13 protein-coding genes are annotated in these 15862 nt (G+C 44.7%); 12 read left to right on the top strand and 1 reads right to left on the bottom strand.

The annotated features are described in order from the left end of the window. The first annotated feature begins 37 nt into the window (after positions 1–37). The 12 genes from RB297_RS22130 (at position 38) to RB297_RS22075 (ending at position 15121) form a co-directional block, all read left to right on the top strand. The gene (locus RB297_RS22130) at positions 38–1105 is read left to right on the top strand and encodes a glycosyltransferase family 2 protein (protein WP_375121467.1); all 1068 of its coding nucleotides are present in this window, start codon (positions 38–40) and stop codon (positions 1103–1105) included. Continuing rightward, the gene (gene fliD / locus RB297_RS22125) at positions 1102–2619 is read left to right on the top strand and encodes a flagellar filament capping protein FliD (RefSeq protein WP_375121466.1); all 1518 of its coding nucleotides are present in this window, start codon (positions 1102–1104) and stop codon (positions 2617–2619) included. Before RB297_RS22130 ends, fliD begins: the two co-directional genes overlap by 4 nt. A gap of 27 nt (positions 2620–2646) precedes the next feature. Further along, positions 2647–3012, top strand: a complete 366-nt coding sequence (locus tag RB297_RS22120; RefSeq protein WP_375121465.1) for a flagellar protein FlaG — start codon at positions 2647–2649, stop codon at positions 3010–3012. Positions 3013–3018: 6 nt separating this feature from the next. Beyond that, positions 3019–3390, top strand: coding sequence for a flagellar export chaperone FliS (gene fliS, locus RB297_RS22115; protein ID WP_375121464.1), 372 nt, complete (start codon positions 3019–3021; stop codon positions 3388–3390). Positions 3391–3404: 14 nt separating this feature from the next. Continuing rightward, positions 3405–3755, top strand: a complete 351-nt coding sequence (locus RB297_RS22110) for a hypothetical protein (protein WP_375121463.1) — start codon at positions 3405–3407, stop codon at positions 3753–3755. Positions 3756–3769: 14 nt separating this feature from the next. After that, positions 3770–6922: an IPT/TIG domain-containing protein gene (locus tag RB297_RS22105; protein WP_375121462.1), complete on the top strand. Its 3153-nt coding sequence runs from the start codon at positions 3770–3772 to the stop codon at positions 6920–6922. Positions 6923–7091: 169 nt separating this feature from the next. Further along, a complete protein-coding gene (gene fliB / locus RB297_RS22100) occupies positions 7092–8300 on the top strand; it encodes a flagellin lysine-N-methylase (RefSeq protein ID WP_375121461.1) in 1209 nt (402 codons plus the stop codon). A gap of 302 nt (positions 8301–8602) precedes the next feature. Further along, positions 8603–8800, top strand: coding sequence for a cold shock domain-containing protein (locus RB297_RS22095; RefSeq protein ID WP_009594275.1), 198 nt, complete (start codon positions 8603–8605; stop codon positions 8798–8800). 195 nt (positions 8801–8995) lie between these two features. Next, entirely contained in the window at positions 8996–9562 is a 567-nt protein-coding gene (gene hpf / locus RB297_RS22090; RefSeq protein ID WP_009594286.1) for a ribosome hibernation-promoting factor, HPF/YfiA family, read from the top strand. Between the two features lie 723 nt (positions 9563–10285). After that, complete coding sequence (gene secA / locus RB297_RS22085; protein WP_375121460.1) at positions 10286–12799, top strand: preprotein translocase subunit SecA; 2514 nt, start codon at positions 10286–10288, stop codon at positions 12797–12799. A gap of 276 nt (positions 12800–13075) precedes the next feature. After that, positions 13076–14189, top strand: a protein-coding gene (gene prfB / locus RB297_RS22080) for a peptide chain release factor 2 (RefSeq protein WP_096775885.1) whose coding sequence is annotated in 2 segments (ribosomal slippage) — positions 13076–13147 and positions 13149–14189 — 1113 coding nt in all. Because the reading frame shifts where the segments join, the coding sequence is not laid out codon by codon here. Between the two features lie 26 nt (positions 14190–14215). Continuing rightward, the gene (locus tag RB297_RS22075; protein WP_375121459.1) at positions 14216–15121 is read left to right on the top strand and encodes a YitT family protein; all 906 of its coding nucleotides are present in this window, start codon (positions 14216–14218) and stop codon (positions 15119–15121) included. Between the two features lie 101 nt (positions 15122–15222). On the opposite strand, the gene RB297_RS22070 is transcribed toward RB297_RS22075, so the two are convergent. Further along, complete coding sequence (locus RB297_RS22070; RefSeq protein WP_375121458.1) at positions 15223–15765, bottom strand: hypothetical protein; 543 nt, start codon at positions 15763–15765, stop codon at positions 15223–15225. Positions 15766–15862: the final 97 nt, after the last annotated feature.

Genomic DNA, 15862 nt, shown 5'->3' with positions numbered 1-15862 from the left:
TCAGTGGGCTCCTTTCTTATAGGAGTGAACCGAAACCATGAGAATATCTGTATGCATGATCGTCAAAAACGAAGAAGAAAACATCAGAGCTTGCTTGGAAAGTATTCCCGGCGAAGTGGAAGTTATCATTGTTGATACCGGTTCTACAGATCGAACTACTTATATTGCCGAGTCCTATGCAAACGTTCGTTTATTCCATTGTACTTGGGAGGGAGACTTCGCAAAGGCTAGAAATTACTCTCTTTCCATGGCAAGAGGCACACACATTTTTGTAATCGATGCGGATGAGCGCTTCCAGTCAGCTACTTACAGGAAAATTGTGGACTATGTTAAAAAAAAACCACAGATACCAGCAGCAATAATGATTCGGAATATTTCTAATGCGAATGAGCAGTGTCAGGTCCATCGTATGGTTCGTTTATTTCCTAATCAACAGAAATTCAGGTTCCATGGCTCGGTCCATGAAGTTTTATACTATGATCGTTCAATTGCTTCTTTTATTATGAGTGATATTATGATAAATCATTTTGGCTACAACCAATTGAGCTATCGTGAAAGAAAATACGGTCTTTACTACGATTTATATCATAAGCATCTTCGAAACAACCCGTATGATGGATATATGTGGTATCAGCTGGGGAAGCTTCATGCTTCGGTCGATGAGCTGGAAGAAGCTTGCGACGCGTTCATACATGCGTCAAATTGTATGAAGATTCCTTCTCTTTCTCATGCTGCCATGGTCATCGAATTTGCTAAGCTATTACGTAAAGCACAATTGGTTGATGACGCGATCGATTTACTTGAAAATAATCAAAAATATTATGAGGATTATCCTGATCTGTGGTTTCAGCTTGGTTTATTATATATTGATGATGGCAGGATCAAACAAATCCCAGTAGCCTTTAATCAAGCCCTTCAAATTGGGGAATCCAGAAAATATGCAACAACGGAAGGAGTAGGTTCATATCTTGCAGCTTATAACCTGGGTGTGTTCTACGAGGTAACCGGGGAGCTAAAGGAAGCGCTTGCTGCCTATAACCTAGCTAAACCATACGAACTTGCGATGGTTCGCACTGATACTCTTAATAGAGGGGTGATTGAATGACTATTCGAATTTCCGGTATGTCATCTGGAATGGATATCGATGCATTAGTTTCAGATTTGATGAAGGCGGAACGGATTCCGCTGACAAAGAAGACCCAAAAGAAGACAACGGTTCAATATCGAATGGATCTGTATAGGGATGTAAATTCCAAATTGATGACACTTCGAGACAATATCAATAAGATGCGCTTTAGTGCAGACTTTTCGGGGATTAAAGCTAGCTCATCTAATGAGAATGCGGTAAAGGTAAGTGGAAGTAACCCCGGCAAAGTGACTACAACGATCGAAGTCAGCAACTTGGCTGAACAAGCCAAGAAACAAAGCAACGGAAAAGTTACCAATGGCAGTGTGCTTGATTTGAGCAAAACTTTAGCAGGAAATGCAGGAGATTTTCAGACTTCTCCAACCTTAGATCCTGATCCATCTTCAGGTGCAACTAGTTTATCGATGACGATCAATGGAGTTGAAGTTTCATACAGCAAAGATGATACGCTTCAAAGCATCATCAACAAAATTAATCAATCGAACGCTGGGGTAGCATTGAGTTACGATTCTGCAGGGGACCAGTTTGTTTTCGTTTCCCGGGATACTGGTAAAGCTGCAAAAATCGATGCTCAGGACACAGAAGGCAATTTTCTCGCGGCAATCAAGATGGACACCGGAGTTGTAGAAACTGGAAAAGATGCCAAGGTCACTATAAATGGAATTGTATCTGAACGCTCAAGTAATTCGTTCACCCAGGATGGGGTTACGTATACACTGTTGCAGCCTACCGCATCAGCAGTAACTATTACGAATAATAGCGACACGGAAGCAATAGTTAGCAAAATTAAAGAATTTGTTGGTATTTATAATGAAACTATATCGTTAGTACACAAATTGACAGATGAGAAGCTAGCCCGTGGATACGATCCATTAACAAGTGAACAGAAAAAGGAAATGAGCGAAGAGGATGTTAAAAACTGGGACATTATGGCGAAAAGGGGATTGCTGAGAAATGATTCCTTGCTTGAACCGTTCGCACGGACAATGCGCTCTTTTCTCTCTCAGGCTATTCCTGTCAATGAAACTACGAAAATATCTCCAATGGATATAGGGCTCGGGACGACGGCGTATAATGGGAATGCTATCGACTTTTCCTCAGCAGGTGGCAAAATTGTTTTGAATGAAGATAAGTTGCGAAAAGCAATTGAAGCAAACCCTAATCAAGTAGAGGCTGTATTTACACGCGCATCGTCTATAGGTGCAGAAGAAGGTTTATTTCAAAAAATGTATAAGCAACTCAATACAACAATTGGGGATATTAACAAAAAATCAGGGAGAGTCGGGGGCTCTTACACCGACATCTCTACAGATTTGGGGAGACAGTCCAGTAAAATTGAATCAGATATTAAAGCACTAGAAGATAAGTTGAAAAGGAAAGAAAATTTCTATTATAAGCAATTTGCGGCTATGGAGAAAGCCATGGCGAATAGTAATAGTCAGCTTAATTTCTTGATGCAAAATATGGGTTGAGTTGAATCTAGTCGAGGAGGGTTTAAGGTGCAGGTTCCTAACTTACCTACTACTTCCTTGTCAAACACCAACGTAAAGGTTACAGAGTCAGTGGTCTCCCCTAGTTATGTGGGAACAAGTTATCACACTTTGCAAGACAAAAGTAGGACGGAGCCATTATCTGTCAGCGAGAAGGCAGTATTGGATGCAATTAATAAAGTGAACAGAACTCTGGAAGGTACTCCACAACGGTATGAATTTAAATTACATGAGTCTACCGGAAATTTAATCATCAAGATTTATAACAAAGAAACTAATGAGATAATACGTGAACTTCCACCGGAAAAAATGATTGAGTTGGTTGAAAAACTACAACAAATCGTAGTAGGAGCAATAATTGACGAAAAGAGGTAATCAGCCGTGCAGCAAGCAGTAAACCGATACTATGAGACTCAAATTAAAACTGCGACACCTGAAGAATTGACGTTGATGCTTTATAACGGTTGTATAAGGTTTTTAAAGCAAGCACTTATTGGTGTGGAGAATAAAGATTTCATGAGTAAAAATACAAACATTACAAAGGCCGTAGACATTATCGACGAGTTGCAAGCTACTCTTGATATGAATTATGACATTTCTACAAATCTGGCTTCTCTATACGAATACTTTAAACAGCGTTTAATCTTTGCAAGCATAAAGTTAGACTTGGATGCGTTACAGGAAGTCATAGGAATGGTAACAGACCTTCGTGATGCCTGGAATGAAGCCATGAAGACGGTGAAGCATAAATGATGGAGTCTCATAATTTGGTTGATACTGCTCAGGCACTCGTTGAACTTACTAAAAATTATTTGATGGAGATCCAGTCCAATGAAGATTGGTCAATGAAGTCAGGGGAATATATTTCAATGCAATCAAAACTGGTAGAAGAATTCCAAAGTGTCAATATAAATAGTCTTCATAAAGAGGATAAAGAACAGGTACAGGGGTTGTTACGGACTTGTTATCAGTTGGAGATGCAAATAAACAATGAAGTTTCCCGGCAGTATGATATCGTCTCAGATCAGATTAGCCAGTTTCGTAAGGGAAATAACTTCAGAAATAAATATGAAATGTCATCTTTAGGGTCAGGCCTTATGCTTGATACTTACAAATAATAAGGAGGGGCTGTATGCGCATTAAACAAAGCATTACTTTATTGCTGGTATTTATTTTAAGTATTACCGGCCTGGGGAACCTTACAGAACCAGTGTCGGCCGCGTCAGATTATATTCAGGTTTCACGACAGGTATCACCGGCTGAGATAACAACAGAAGGGGAGGCAACTGTTGAACTTACGATCCAAGGAACTCCGCCAGTATCGATTGTTAGACCAAATGACGTTATTCTGGTTATCGATAAATCTGGCAGTATGGCCGGGGATAAAATTGTAGCCGCTAGAGACTCGGCTAAAGGATTTATTGACCTGATGGATATGAGTGTCCATCGTGTAGGCGTTGTGGATTATAGTTCGCAAAATAATGTGAAGACCTTTCCGCTGACAACAGATGCAAACGCAGCCAAAACGTACGTTAATACGATTCAGGCGAATGGCGGAACTGGAACAGGGTATGCCATTGATGCTGCTATTAATGAGTTGACAAAGGCACCGCGCGAAGGAGCACAGCCAGTTATTGTATTAATGACGGATGGAGATGCTACCGAACCAAGCGGTAATGCCTACCAATATGCTCTGGATAGAGCGACAGCTGCCAAAGACCAGGGGATTGTATTCTATACCATTGCATTATTAAATACAAATGATAATCCTGATACGAGCGGTCCCAATCAGCTTCTGACCAAAATGGCAACCACTTCATCTCATCATCACTTCGTGTTAGGCTCTGTCGGTCTGAGTGATATTTATGCAGCTATTGTAAAAGAAATCGGAATAGCAAGTGCTTATAATGTAAAAGTAACCGACTATGTGAGCGACCAATTTGAAATTGTCCCTGACTCTTATCTACATAATATTCCGCAACCTACAGTATCAGGGAATGAAATCAGCTGGAGTTTCCTGGAACTTAAGAATAACACCTTGAAATTCTCTTACAAGGTTAGACCTAAGAATCAACAAGCAGGAAACTTCTATGTATCTACTTCATCTGCAAATGTAACATATAAAGATTATGCTGGCGCAAATCGTAACAAGCTTATACCCAATCAGTTGATCAAGGTAAAACTTCCGCCGCCAATCATTACTTCTATTATTGAACCGAGTGGACATCCAACAGGTGGAAATGAAGTTGTAATTAACGGAGATAAATTTGTAAATGGCGCACGAGTATTTTTTAATACAATTGAATCGAAGGGGGTTACGTTTGTTGACGCTAAAACACTCAAGGTGATTGTGCCTGCTGGAACTCAAGGGACTGCTAGTGTAAAAGTTCAAAATCCTGATAACCAATCTGTCACCAGTAGTTATCAGTATATAGCTAACCCTGAAGTGACATCCTATAGCCCTCAAGAAGGTCCTATTGAAGGGAATACTGTAGTAACAATGTACGGGAATTACTTTATGCCAGGAGTAAATGTTAAATTTGGCGATCAATCAGCAGTAATTACAACTCAACGTACCGGTTATCTATCTTTAAAAACTCCTGCAGCTGCACAAAGTGGATTGGTGGATATTACAATTTCAAATCCAGATGGATCGTCGTTAACAATTCCTTCAGGATTTAATTATAAAGAGCCTGAAAAGCCAAAACTTGAGATTGTGAACATAACCCCAAGTATTGGATTACCAACAGGCGGAGAAGTAGTATATATCAATGGAAAAAATATTGATCCTTTGGTTAAAGTATACTTTGGTGAAAATGAAGCTCAAATACGATCTATCTCTTCCATTGAAAGAATCCAAGTTACTGCTCCTGCTGGTCAAGAAGGCGCAGTGGATATAAAATTGGTTAACCCAGATGGTCAGGAAGCTGAATTACCACAAGGTTATACTTATGCTAAACCAGATTACCCTGCACCAGTAATAAACGTTATTAACCCGAAAGAAGGGGGAATGCAAGGAGGGAATACGGTTTATATCACGGGTTCCGGATTTATAGCAGATGTGACTGTACAAGTGAACGGTGTACCTGCAAAGGTTTCTTCGACTTCAGCTACACGTTTGGCTGTCGTGATACCTGCCTCGAATGTTGAAGGGACATTCGATGTAAAAGTGATTAATCCTGATGGCAAGGAAGCGATATTACCAGCGAGTTACACGTATAATGTACCTGCACCTTCCCCTGCACCAGTCTTAAGCGGAATAACACCTGATACAGGTCTGATGACGGGAAATACTACTGTGTTAGTGAACGGTCAGAATTTTATCCAAGGAGCAATTGTATTATTAGATGACGTTGAGATTCCAACCACCTTTGTAAAAAGCGGACAGTTAAGAATAGTTACCCCTGCAGCGAACGAAGCAAAGGTTGTTCAAGTTACCGTCAAAAACCCCGATGGTCAAATGACCAATGAAAATATCAATTATACGTACACGGAACCACAACCAGAGCCGGTTACTATTACCGTATTAAATCCTAATAGCGGGATTACTACTGGTGGAAACATTGTTTATATTACCGGAACAAACTTTCAAAGGGGGATCCGTGTATTTTTTGGAGATACTGAGGCCGAAGTAAAATCATATTCAAGCTCGACACGTATTAGTGTTGCTGCTCCATCTTCTTTGTCCTCTGGCCAAGTTGATGTTACTGTGTTAAATCCCGATTCAGGCAGGTTTACATTACATGATGGATACATTTACAGGTTGACACAACCTACTATCACAGGCTTGTCGGTAACAAGCGGCTTAAAGACAGGGGGGACGAATGTTTATATTAACGGTACTAATTTTGAGCCGACTATGGTTGTAACGATTAATGGGGTAAATGTTCCGATTGACAGTTTTGTGAGTAATACAAGAATTAAAATAACGACTCCTCCAAGTTCAATTACAGGGGAAGTTCCAATTGTAGTGACCTTGAATAATGGGGAGAGTGCAACATCCACCTTTATTTATGAGGAGCCGCCGGTAACTCCTGCACCGATTATTAGTACAACTAATGTAAAAACTGGACCAACGGCAGGTGGAAACACTATTTATCTAACTGGGCAAAATTATGTGAAAGGAGCCAAAGTGTTCTTTGGTGGGGTTGAGTCGCCAAGTGTCACATTTTCATCAATTACACGTTTAGGTGTTAAAGTACCACCGGGTTCAGGTGTTGTTCAAGTCAAGGTTGTAAATCCGGACGGTCAGGAAAGTAACACTATTGAGTACACATATCAATAAGTACTACTAAATCGCACGAAGACTGTCCCAAAAGTCTATAGACTTTTGGGACAGTCTTTATTTATCAGGACCAAAAATTTCGTTTGATCTTGATAGATGTTAAACATTTTCCGATAAAAGGTATATCAAAAAGTAAATACACTCCAAGTTACTGGTGAGGAGAAATTGAATGAAGAAGAATTTTGTGATATTGAAACCACAATATATGAATGAGTTTCAATGTATTGGCAGCGCTTGTTCAGACACCTGTTGTTCTGGCTGGAAAATAAACATAGATAAGAGCACCTACAAAAAATATAAAAAAATCAAAGAAAAGGATGTCGCAATAAAGATAACGGAAAACATCAAGAAAAATAAGGATTCATCGGCTGGTAATGCTGCTTACATTCAGACTAATGGAGGAGCATGTGCCTTTCTTCAAGATGGCTTATGCAGTATACAACTTAAATTTGGGGAAGGTTTTTTATCTGAAACATGTTTAACATATCCGCGAGTTTTTAATATTGTGGATCAGCAAGTGGAACTTTCTGCCAATATGTCTTGTCCCGAAACGGCTAGGTTAGCATTGTTGAACAAAAATTTAATGGAGTTTGATGTAGTAGAGGAAGTATTAGATACCAGATTTGTGACAAAAAAAAGTATTACCACAAAGCAAAGTGTATGGAATACTTGCTTATGGGAAATTAGAAGCCTTGTAATTGATATGCTTCAAAAACGAAGTTTCACTGTTCCGGATCGTATGATACTCCTCGGACTTTTTTGCGAAAAATTAGTTTCAGTGGCTCCTAGCGATGACCGGCTTCAAATTATTAATATTGTTGAAGAATTCAGAAGGAGATTAGATTCTCCTTCAACAGTAAATGAAATAAGTAAACTGCCAAGGGTTACGTCTATACAGTTGAAATTTTTAATAGAAGTCATGCAGATTAATACCACTATAACTCATGATAGGTTTCGAAACTATATAAGTGAATCAATACAGGCATTCGGGCTAGATTCGTCTGATGAAAGTGCCATTCAATCTAAATATATTCATGGTTGTACCGAGTATTATGAGCCATTTATAAATGAACACTCCTACATTCTTGAAAATTATCTGGTTAATCAGGTGTTCCAAAGACTGTTTTTATTCAGAGAGAATTCAAACATTCTCGAAGAGTATCTATTACTTTCCATATTATATAGTTTGATGAGATTCTGTCTTCAAGGAGTGGCTGTTTATAATAAGGGAATGACACCGGAGAAGGCAGTTGATGTTATTCAAGCATTCAGTAAATCCATCGAACATAGTTCGAAATATATGAACCTTCTTTCGAGTAAAGTCATGAATGGGAAATTAGATAACTGGGCATTTTTAATTACTCTGTTAAAGGAATAGAAGTTAGATCGGATCAATTACTGAAAGTCTAATGGATAATTCTGAATAGTAAATCAAAAGAAAATTAGTTTGCAGCCTGTTTCACCCCCTCCCTCCCTGGTTAAATAACCATAAACCTATTTTGTCCGCAAACTATTTTCCGCCTGCCAACTCAGCCGTGAAGCCAAGTCGACATTTTTCCCGGTTTTCTGCAAAAGAAAACCTTTTCCTTGGTAATTGACACTGGATAAGTCGGGTGCTATAGTCGGAAATGTGGACAATTAGTGTCACACTTTATTTGACAATGAAGGGAATGTTAGTGCATGCAAGGTAAAGTGAAATGGTTCAACGCAGAGAAAGGTTATGGCTTCATCGAGACTGAGGACGGCGGCGACGTATTCGTACATTTCTCCGCGATCCAATCCGAGGGCTTCAAGACTCTGGAAGAAGGACAATCCGTAGAATTCGAGATCGTTGAAGGCGCTCGTGGCCCGCAAGCAGCTAACGTAATCAAATTATAATCATCCCGGCATAGCCGACCTACATAAACGGTACGATGGTTAACAATTGGAGATTCGCTAGCCCAAGACTCCGGAACTTCCGGGGTCTTTTTTTGTATCCGACCTCCGAAAAATATTGTGCTAAAATTCACAATTCTGTCTTTTTACATAGGCTTAACAAAATGCTATAATGAAGGTGCAAAGGAGGAGTGCCCAATGCAATTCACTATCCGAGGTCAACAAATTGAAGTGACCGATGCTTTGAAGGACTATGTTGACAAGAAACTCAGCAGGCTAGATAAGTATTTTGATGCACCCCCCACCTCCGAAGGATACGTCACCCTGAGTGTCATTCGAGGATTGCACACGGTGGAAGTGACCATTCCGCTTACCGGTGTGGTACTTCGTGCGGAAGACCGAAGCGATGATATGTACGCTTCCATTGACGCCGTTGTGGACAAGTTGGAACGTCAGATTCGCAAGCACAAAACCAAGCTGAACCGCAAGATCAAGCAAGAGGGCGGACTGAAGACGCTCATTGCGGAGAACGGGGCAGCGGCCACCAGTCAGGTGGATGCAGAGCAAGTGGAGTATGACGAGGACGAATACGAAGTCGTCCGTACGAAACGTTTTACCATGAAACCGATGGACGTGGAAGAAGCGATCCTGCAGATGAACATGGTAGGCCATAATTTCTTTGTATTTTCCAACATTGACACACAAGAAGTAAATGTCGTCTACAAACGTGATGACGGCAAGTACGGATTGATCGAGCGGGACTGAGTTTTAAGCGGCAGCATTCCTAAGGGAGTGCGGAGGCAGCTGGCCCGGTTCGATTTTAAAATGAAATCGAAATGTAAGATGAGCCTTCATCCGTGCAAGCGGGTGGGGCTCTTTATTTGGATATACGGCTTCGAGACGCGTAAGGATCGCAAAAAGAATGGAATTTGATGGTAGGCCCATCGGAGTATGCCGAATAGTGCAACCTTTTTATCGATGGAATGGGTTCATAAGGAACTTCATGGGTCCTTCTTACAACAGCCTCAGATGACACAAAGCTAGGGCTTCCTATATAGCCGGATTGAAGCCCATTTAGCCGATAATTCAGCGATTGCTCCAGACGATGGCTTCAGGCCTCATCCTCAGCTTATTCCGTACAATGGACATCGATGTTCCTGTCCTCATTAGATGTAGAATTTGACTTCGGGGATGAAGATAATTCCATTGCTGCGCGCTAGGGAAATGCTCCACGCAACTTTTTTGGGCCTCTCCGCGTCTCATACAGTAAGGCTTCGCGTAACAGACAGCACTTGTTATAGCACATATTGTTGCGGCATCCCTTACAAACTGTTACAATTTATGCAAACCCTCATTTTATGGGACGGGCTTTTTAGCTTGCATGAAATGGGACCATCATAAGGAATCAATGAATCGATTTCATCATTTAACCCTTTGGCATTTAATGAAGTTGATTCTATCACTTGTTTTGCACGAAAGGGGTTAACCATGCTAGGACTTGTCAAAAAGATTTTCGGCGACACCAACGAGCGTGATGTCAAACGTCTCATGAAGACGGTCGATGTAATCAACAAAATGGAACCGGATTTTGAGAAGCTCTCCGATGAGCAGCTGCAAGCCAAAACCGAGGAGTTCCGTGCGCGGATCGAGAAAGGTGAGACGCTGGAGGAATTGCTTCCCGAAGCGTTTGCGACAGTCCGCGAGGCTTCCAGACGGACGCTTGGCAAACGTCACTATGACGTGCAGTTGGTCGGGGGGATGGCCCTCCACGAAGGCAAAATTGCAGAGATGAAGACCGGTGAAGGTAAGACCCTTGTAGGTACGCTGCCGGTTTACTTAAATGCCCTGCTTGGCAAAGGCGTTCACGTGGTTACCGTCAATGATTATTTGGCACAGCGTGACAGCCAAGAGATGGCGCAAATATATAACTTCCTGGGTCTATCCGTTGGGGTTAACCTAAGCGGCATGGAGCACCCGGATAAACAGCAGGCTTATGCTTGCGATATTACGTACGGGACGAACAATGAGTTCGGTTTTGACTATCTGCGTGACAACATGGTCCTCTACAAAGAGCAGATGGTACAGCGTCCGCTGTATTTCTGTATCATTGACGAAGTGGACTCCATCCTGGTTGACGAAGCGCGTACGCCGCTCATCATTTCGGGACAAGCTCAGAAATCGACCGAGCTGTATTTTGCAGCCGACCGGTTCGTGAAGCGTCTGACGGCCGAAGAGGATTATACGGTAGACATTAAAGTCAAATCCGTAGCCTTGACGGAAAAAGGCGTGGCGCTGGCTGAACGTTCCTTCGGAATCGAGAACCTGTATGACCACAACCACGTAACCTTGAATCACCACATTGTACAAGCGCTGAAAGCGAACGTGATCATGCGCCGCGATGTGGATTACGTGGTTACCGACGACGAAGTGGTCATCGTTGACGAATTTACGGGCCGTCTGATGGCTGGACGCCGCTACAGCGACGGTCTCCACCAGGCGATCGAAGCGAAGGAAGGCATTGAGGTTCAGAACGAGAGCATGACTCTTGCGACGATTACCTTCCAGAACTACTTCCGGATGTATCGCAAGCTGGCGGGTATGACGGGTACGGCGAAGACGGAGGAAGAAGAATTCAAGAAAATTTACGGTCTTGAAGTGCTTCAAATTCCGACGAACCGACCGAATCAGCGTGTCGACATGCCGGATGTGGTTTACAAGAGCGAAGATGGCAAGTTCAAGGCGGTAGTAGCCGAGATCGTGGAACGCCATAAGAAGAACCAGCCGATTCTGGTGGGTACGGTTTCCATCGAGAACTCCGAGCGTTTGTCTGAAATGCTGAAACGCAAAGGCGTCCAGCATAAAGTGCTGAATGCGAAATACCATGCGGAGGAAGCGGAAATCATCTCGCGCGCCGGACAGCCGGGATCGGTCACGATCGCGACGAACATGGCGGGGCGCGGTACGGATATTTTGCTTGGCGAAGGCGTACAGGATATTGGCGGACTTCACATTATCGGTACGGAGCGTCACGAATCGCGCCGGATCGATAACCAGCTGCGCGGCCGTGCCGGTCGTCAGGGTGACCCGGGGTCTACCCAGTTCTACCTGTCCCTCGGCGATGAGCTGATGAAGCGTTTTGGTACGGACAACGTGCTGAACATGATGGAACGCCTTGGCTTCGAAGAAGATCAGCCGATCGAGAGCAAAATGATTACCCGTGCGGTTGAATCCGCGCAGAAGCGGGTAGAAGGCAACAACTTCGACATGCGTAAAGTCGTTCTCCAATACGATGACGTCATGAACCAGCAGCGCGAGATTATCTACAAGCAGCGCCGCGAGATCTTGGAATCCCAAGACATCAAGCAAATCGTTGTCGAGATGATCAAGCCGGTCATTGACCGCGTCGTGCAGGCTCACTGCAGCGATGACATTCCGGAGAACTGGGAACTGCAGGAAGTGGCAGACTACGTGAACAGCAAGCTGCTGGACGAGGGTGCCGTTACCCGCGAGGATCTGTGGGGCAAAGAAGCCGAAGAGCTTACCGAGTATATCTTCGATCGCGTGATGAAGAAATACGAAGAGCGCGAGCAAGCCATCGGCGAGGAAATGGTACGCGAGTTCGAGAAGGTTATCGTGCTGCGCGCGGTAGACAGCAAGTGGATGGATCACATCGATGCGATGGACCAGCTGCGTCAAGGCATCCACCTCCGTGCATACGGCGGTACCGATCCGCTTCGCGAATACCAATTCGAAGGCTTCGAAATGTTTAATGCGATGATCGCTACGATCCAGGAAGAAGTGGCGACCTACATCATGAAGGCTCAAATCGCAACGAACCAGGAGCGTCAAGCGGTCGTGGACGAGAACAAAGTCTCCACGAACAGCAGCAGCGAACCTGCCGAGAAGCGACCGGTCCAGGTAGCTGAACAGATCGGCCGGAACGACCCGTGCCCATGCGGCAGCGGCAAGAAGTACAAGCATTGCCATGGACAGAACGCGTAAGCGATCCGTCTTAAAGGCAATGAATCGTATATAGAATAGCCCGTCCAGGTGATGGGCGCGGATTTTTCTGGCTCCCTTAAGAGCGGCAGATGAACCGGGTGATGGTGGTCTTTTCCACGGTGATCCGAATACCCCTGCCGCGCTTAAGGGAGTTTATCTGAATAAACGGCCAAATTCCTGGTACAGCAACGTAAATTTCTCTTGAAATGGAACGTTTTCCATGGAGGAGAGGGTATACTGAAATTATTACGTGTAGATAAGAAAGGACGAGGACTCATGATCGATCCAAGTGTGAAGCAGGACCTGCGTGAAATCAGCAAAAAACTAACCAATCTTAGGGGGTCTCTTTGACTTAGATCTCAAACAGGAAATGATTGAGAATTTTGAGGAGAAGATGGCGGCTCCGGATTTCTGGGACGATAATGAGAAGGCTCAGGCGCTAATCGCCGAGATGAATGCCGTGAAGTCATCCGTGGATCAATACCAGAAGCTGCAGGCGGATTACGATGATGCCGTCGTGATGATCGAGCTGGCGGATGAAGAGGGCGATGACTCCCTTGCGGGAGAGATCGGTGAGACGATCAAGGACCTGGTTGGGCGCGTGGAGGAATTTGAGCTTCAGCTGCTGCTGAACCAGCCTTACGATAAAATGAATGCGATTCTTGAGCTGCATCCCGGCGCCGGTGGTACCGAGTCTCAAGACTGGGGCCAAATGCTGCACCGCATGTACACGCGATGGGCCGAGAAGCGCGGCTTCAAGGTGGAGACGCTGGATTATCTCCCTGGCGATGAAGCGGGAATCAAAAGCGTAACCCTATTGATCAAAGGCTTTAATGCCTACGGATATTTGAAGGCTGAAAAAGGGGTCCATCGACTGGTTCGGATCTCTCCATTCGACTCTTCGGGCAGACGGCATACGTCCTTCGTGTCCTGTGACGTCGTACCGGAAATTACGGATGACGTGGAGATCGACATCCGTACCGAGGATCTGAAGATCGACACGTACCGGGCGAGCGGCGCCGGCGGACAGCATATCAATACGACGGACTCAGCCGTCCGGATTACGCACTTGCCAACCGGCGTGGTGGTGACGTGCCAGAATGAGCGCTCCCAGATCAAGAACCGCGAGCGGGCGATGACGATGCTTCGTTCCAAGCTCTACGAACGCAAAATCGAGGAGCAGCAGAAGGAATTGGCGGAGATCCGCGGCGAGCAGTCCGATATTGCTTGGGGCAGCCAGATCCGTTCGTATGTATTCCATCCGTACAGCATGGTTAAGGATCATCGGACACAAGTGGAGACCGGTAATGTCGGCGCCGTCATGGACGGAGATTTGGACGGATTTATCGACGGATATTTGCGCAGCCAGATCAAGCAGGAAGTCGAGTAGGACGTTGAGGAGAGATTTATAGAACTATGGCGCAATCCGCTGGCAATCCATCGATCAACAAACGAAAAAGAGAACCCTTGATTCCGATCAACGGTCCGCTCCGGCAGACGGTGGACGCAATCTTTATTATCGTCGGCTCCTTTATTATGGCGCTGTCGTTTAATCTGTTTTTCCTGCCCAATCATATCGCCTCGGGCGGCGTGTCGGGTTTGTCCGTTCTTGCGCAAGCGTGGCTCGGCATTGAACCGGCCTTTACGCAGTGGGCGCTGAACATTCCTTTGTTCGTGCTTGGCTTTTGGCTACTTGGGCGCGACTACGGCATCCGCTCCCTGCTGGGAAGCGTGATTTTGCCGCTGTTCGTCTTTTTGACCAAGGACTGGCCGATTCCAACCTCTAACCCGCTTCTGGCATCGATTTATGGCGGTATCGGCGTCGGTATCGGCATGGGGCTGGTCTATCGCGGCAGGGGGTCAACCGGCGGGTTGACCATCGTGGCGCAGCTCCTGCAAAAATACAGCGGCCTGAGCTTTTCCGTCTGCGTCGTACTGCTGGATGCGATCGTAATCTCGTCGGCAGCCCTCGTATTGTCGCTGGAGCAGGCGTTATACGCGCTGATTGGTCTGTACGTGACAGGCAAAGTGATTGATGCCATTGAGCTGGGCTTTAGCTTCACCAAGGTGGCCTACATTATATCCGATCATACGGAGCCGATTACCAAGGCCATTCTCGAGGACCTTGACCGCGGTTTAACCAAGCTTACCGCAGAGGGAGGCTATACGGGCGAACACCGGACGGTCCTGATGGTCGTCGTCGGACAGAGCGAAATTCCCCGTCTCAAAACGGTGGTCCAATCGGTGGATCCGAATGCCTTCGTCATCATTAGCGATGCCCATGAGGTATTGGGCGAAGGATTCCGCAATATTAAGGCGTAGCCTCTCGGCTCGTCAGCATACTCTCTATAAAAAAGAAGTAACCATTCGTCAGACAGCGTAGTCTGAGCAGGGGTTACTTCTTTTTTTATGTAATGGGATCGTTAACGACGGATCTGAACCAGCGTAATCTTTGACTTCGAGGTGTCCGCCATGAAGGAGATGCGGGTCTTGCCGAAAGTGTAGACCATCTCGTATGCCTCTTCCATGTCGTTATAATACATTTCGTAGGCGCTGCCTAAATGCTTTTTGACGTCCGCAAAGGTTTGGTTCGGCAAGCCTTCTTTACCTATCAACAAACACCACATGCCGTTTGAGCCTGTATAAGGGTTTTCGAAATTAAATCCGGCATACGAAATATTTTTGAATTTCCAAAACTCGCCGCCGTAGTGGTAGAATGAACTCACAGGTTTTCCCAATTTGGAGGCGATCTGATTCTGGGTCATGCCGAATTGGACGCCGCCAAAGCCCGGGATGACTCCTTTTTTCAAATAAGCCGCCGTGTTTTTGTTGAGGATTAACATTGGCGCAGGTTTGGTTTTTGCTTGGGTGGTTGAAGCGGCAGCGAAACTGGGATGAGGAGCTTGCGACGTTAGGCAGATCAGTAAGAGAAGACATAATAGGCCCGTCGTTCTTTTGAATATCATGGTTTTACCTCCAGGAATCTAAGTTGTAGGAACATATTTCCTAAAGAGGATTATATCAAAGCACTGTTTAGGTCGATAGACATATTTATTAGGCTAA

The sequence above is a fragment of the Paenibacillus sp. CR_12 genome (assembly GCF_041953985.1).
GTDB lineage: Bacteria > Bacillota > Bacilli > Paenibacillales > Paenibacillaceae > Paenibacillus_AQ > Paenibacillus_AQ lautus_A.
This window is presented reverse-complemented; position numbering and strand designations above follow the sequence as displayed.

Bases quoted from the DNA above. Each gene is read 5' to 3' on its own strand.
- RB297_RS22130 (WP_375121467.1), top strand. From the start codon at position 38: ATGAGAATATCTGTATGCATGATCGTCAAAAACGAAGAAGAAAACATC.
- fliD (WP_375121466.1), top strand. From the start codon at position 1,102: ATGACTATTCGAATTTCCGGTATGTCATCTGGAATGGATATCGATGCA.
- RB297_RS22105 (WP_375121462.1), top strand. From the start codon at position 3,770: ATGCGCATTAAACAAAGCATTACTTTATTGCTGGTATTTATTTTAAGT.
- fliB (WP_375121461.1), top strand. From the start codon at position 7,092: ATGAAGAAGAATTTTGTGATATTGAAACCACAATATATGAATGAGTTT.
- RB297_RS22095 (WP_009594275.1), top strand. From the start codon at position 8,603: ATGCAAGGTAAAGTGAAATGGTTCAACGCAGAGAAAGGTTATGGCTTC.
- hpf (WP_009594286.1), top strand. From the start codon at position 8,996: ATGCAATTCACTATCCGAGGTCAACAAATTGAAGTGACCGATGCTTTG.
- secA (WP_375121460.1), top strand. From the start codon at position 10,286: ATGCTAGGACTTGTCAAAAAGATTTTCGGCGACACCAACGAGCGTGAT.
- RB297_RS22075 (WP_375121459.1), top strand. From the start codon at position 14,216: ATGGCGCAATCCGCTGGCAATCCATCGATCAACAAACGAAAAAGAGAA.
- RB297_RS22070 (WP_375121458.1), bottom strand. From the start codon at position 15,765: ATGATATTCAAAAGAACGACGGGCCTATTATGTCTTCTCTTACTGATC.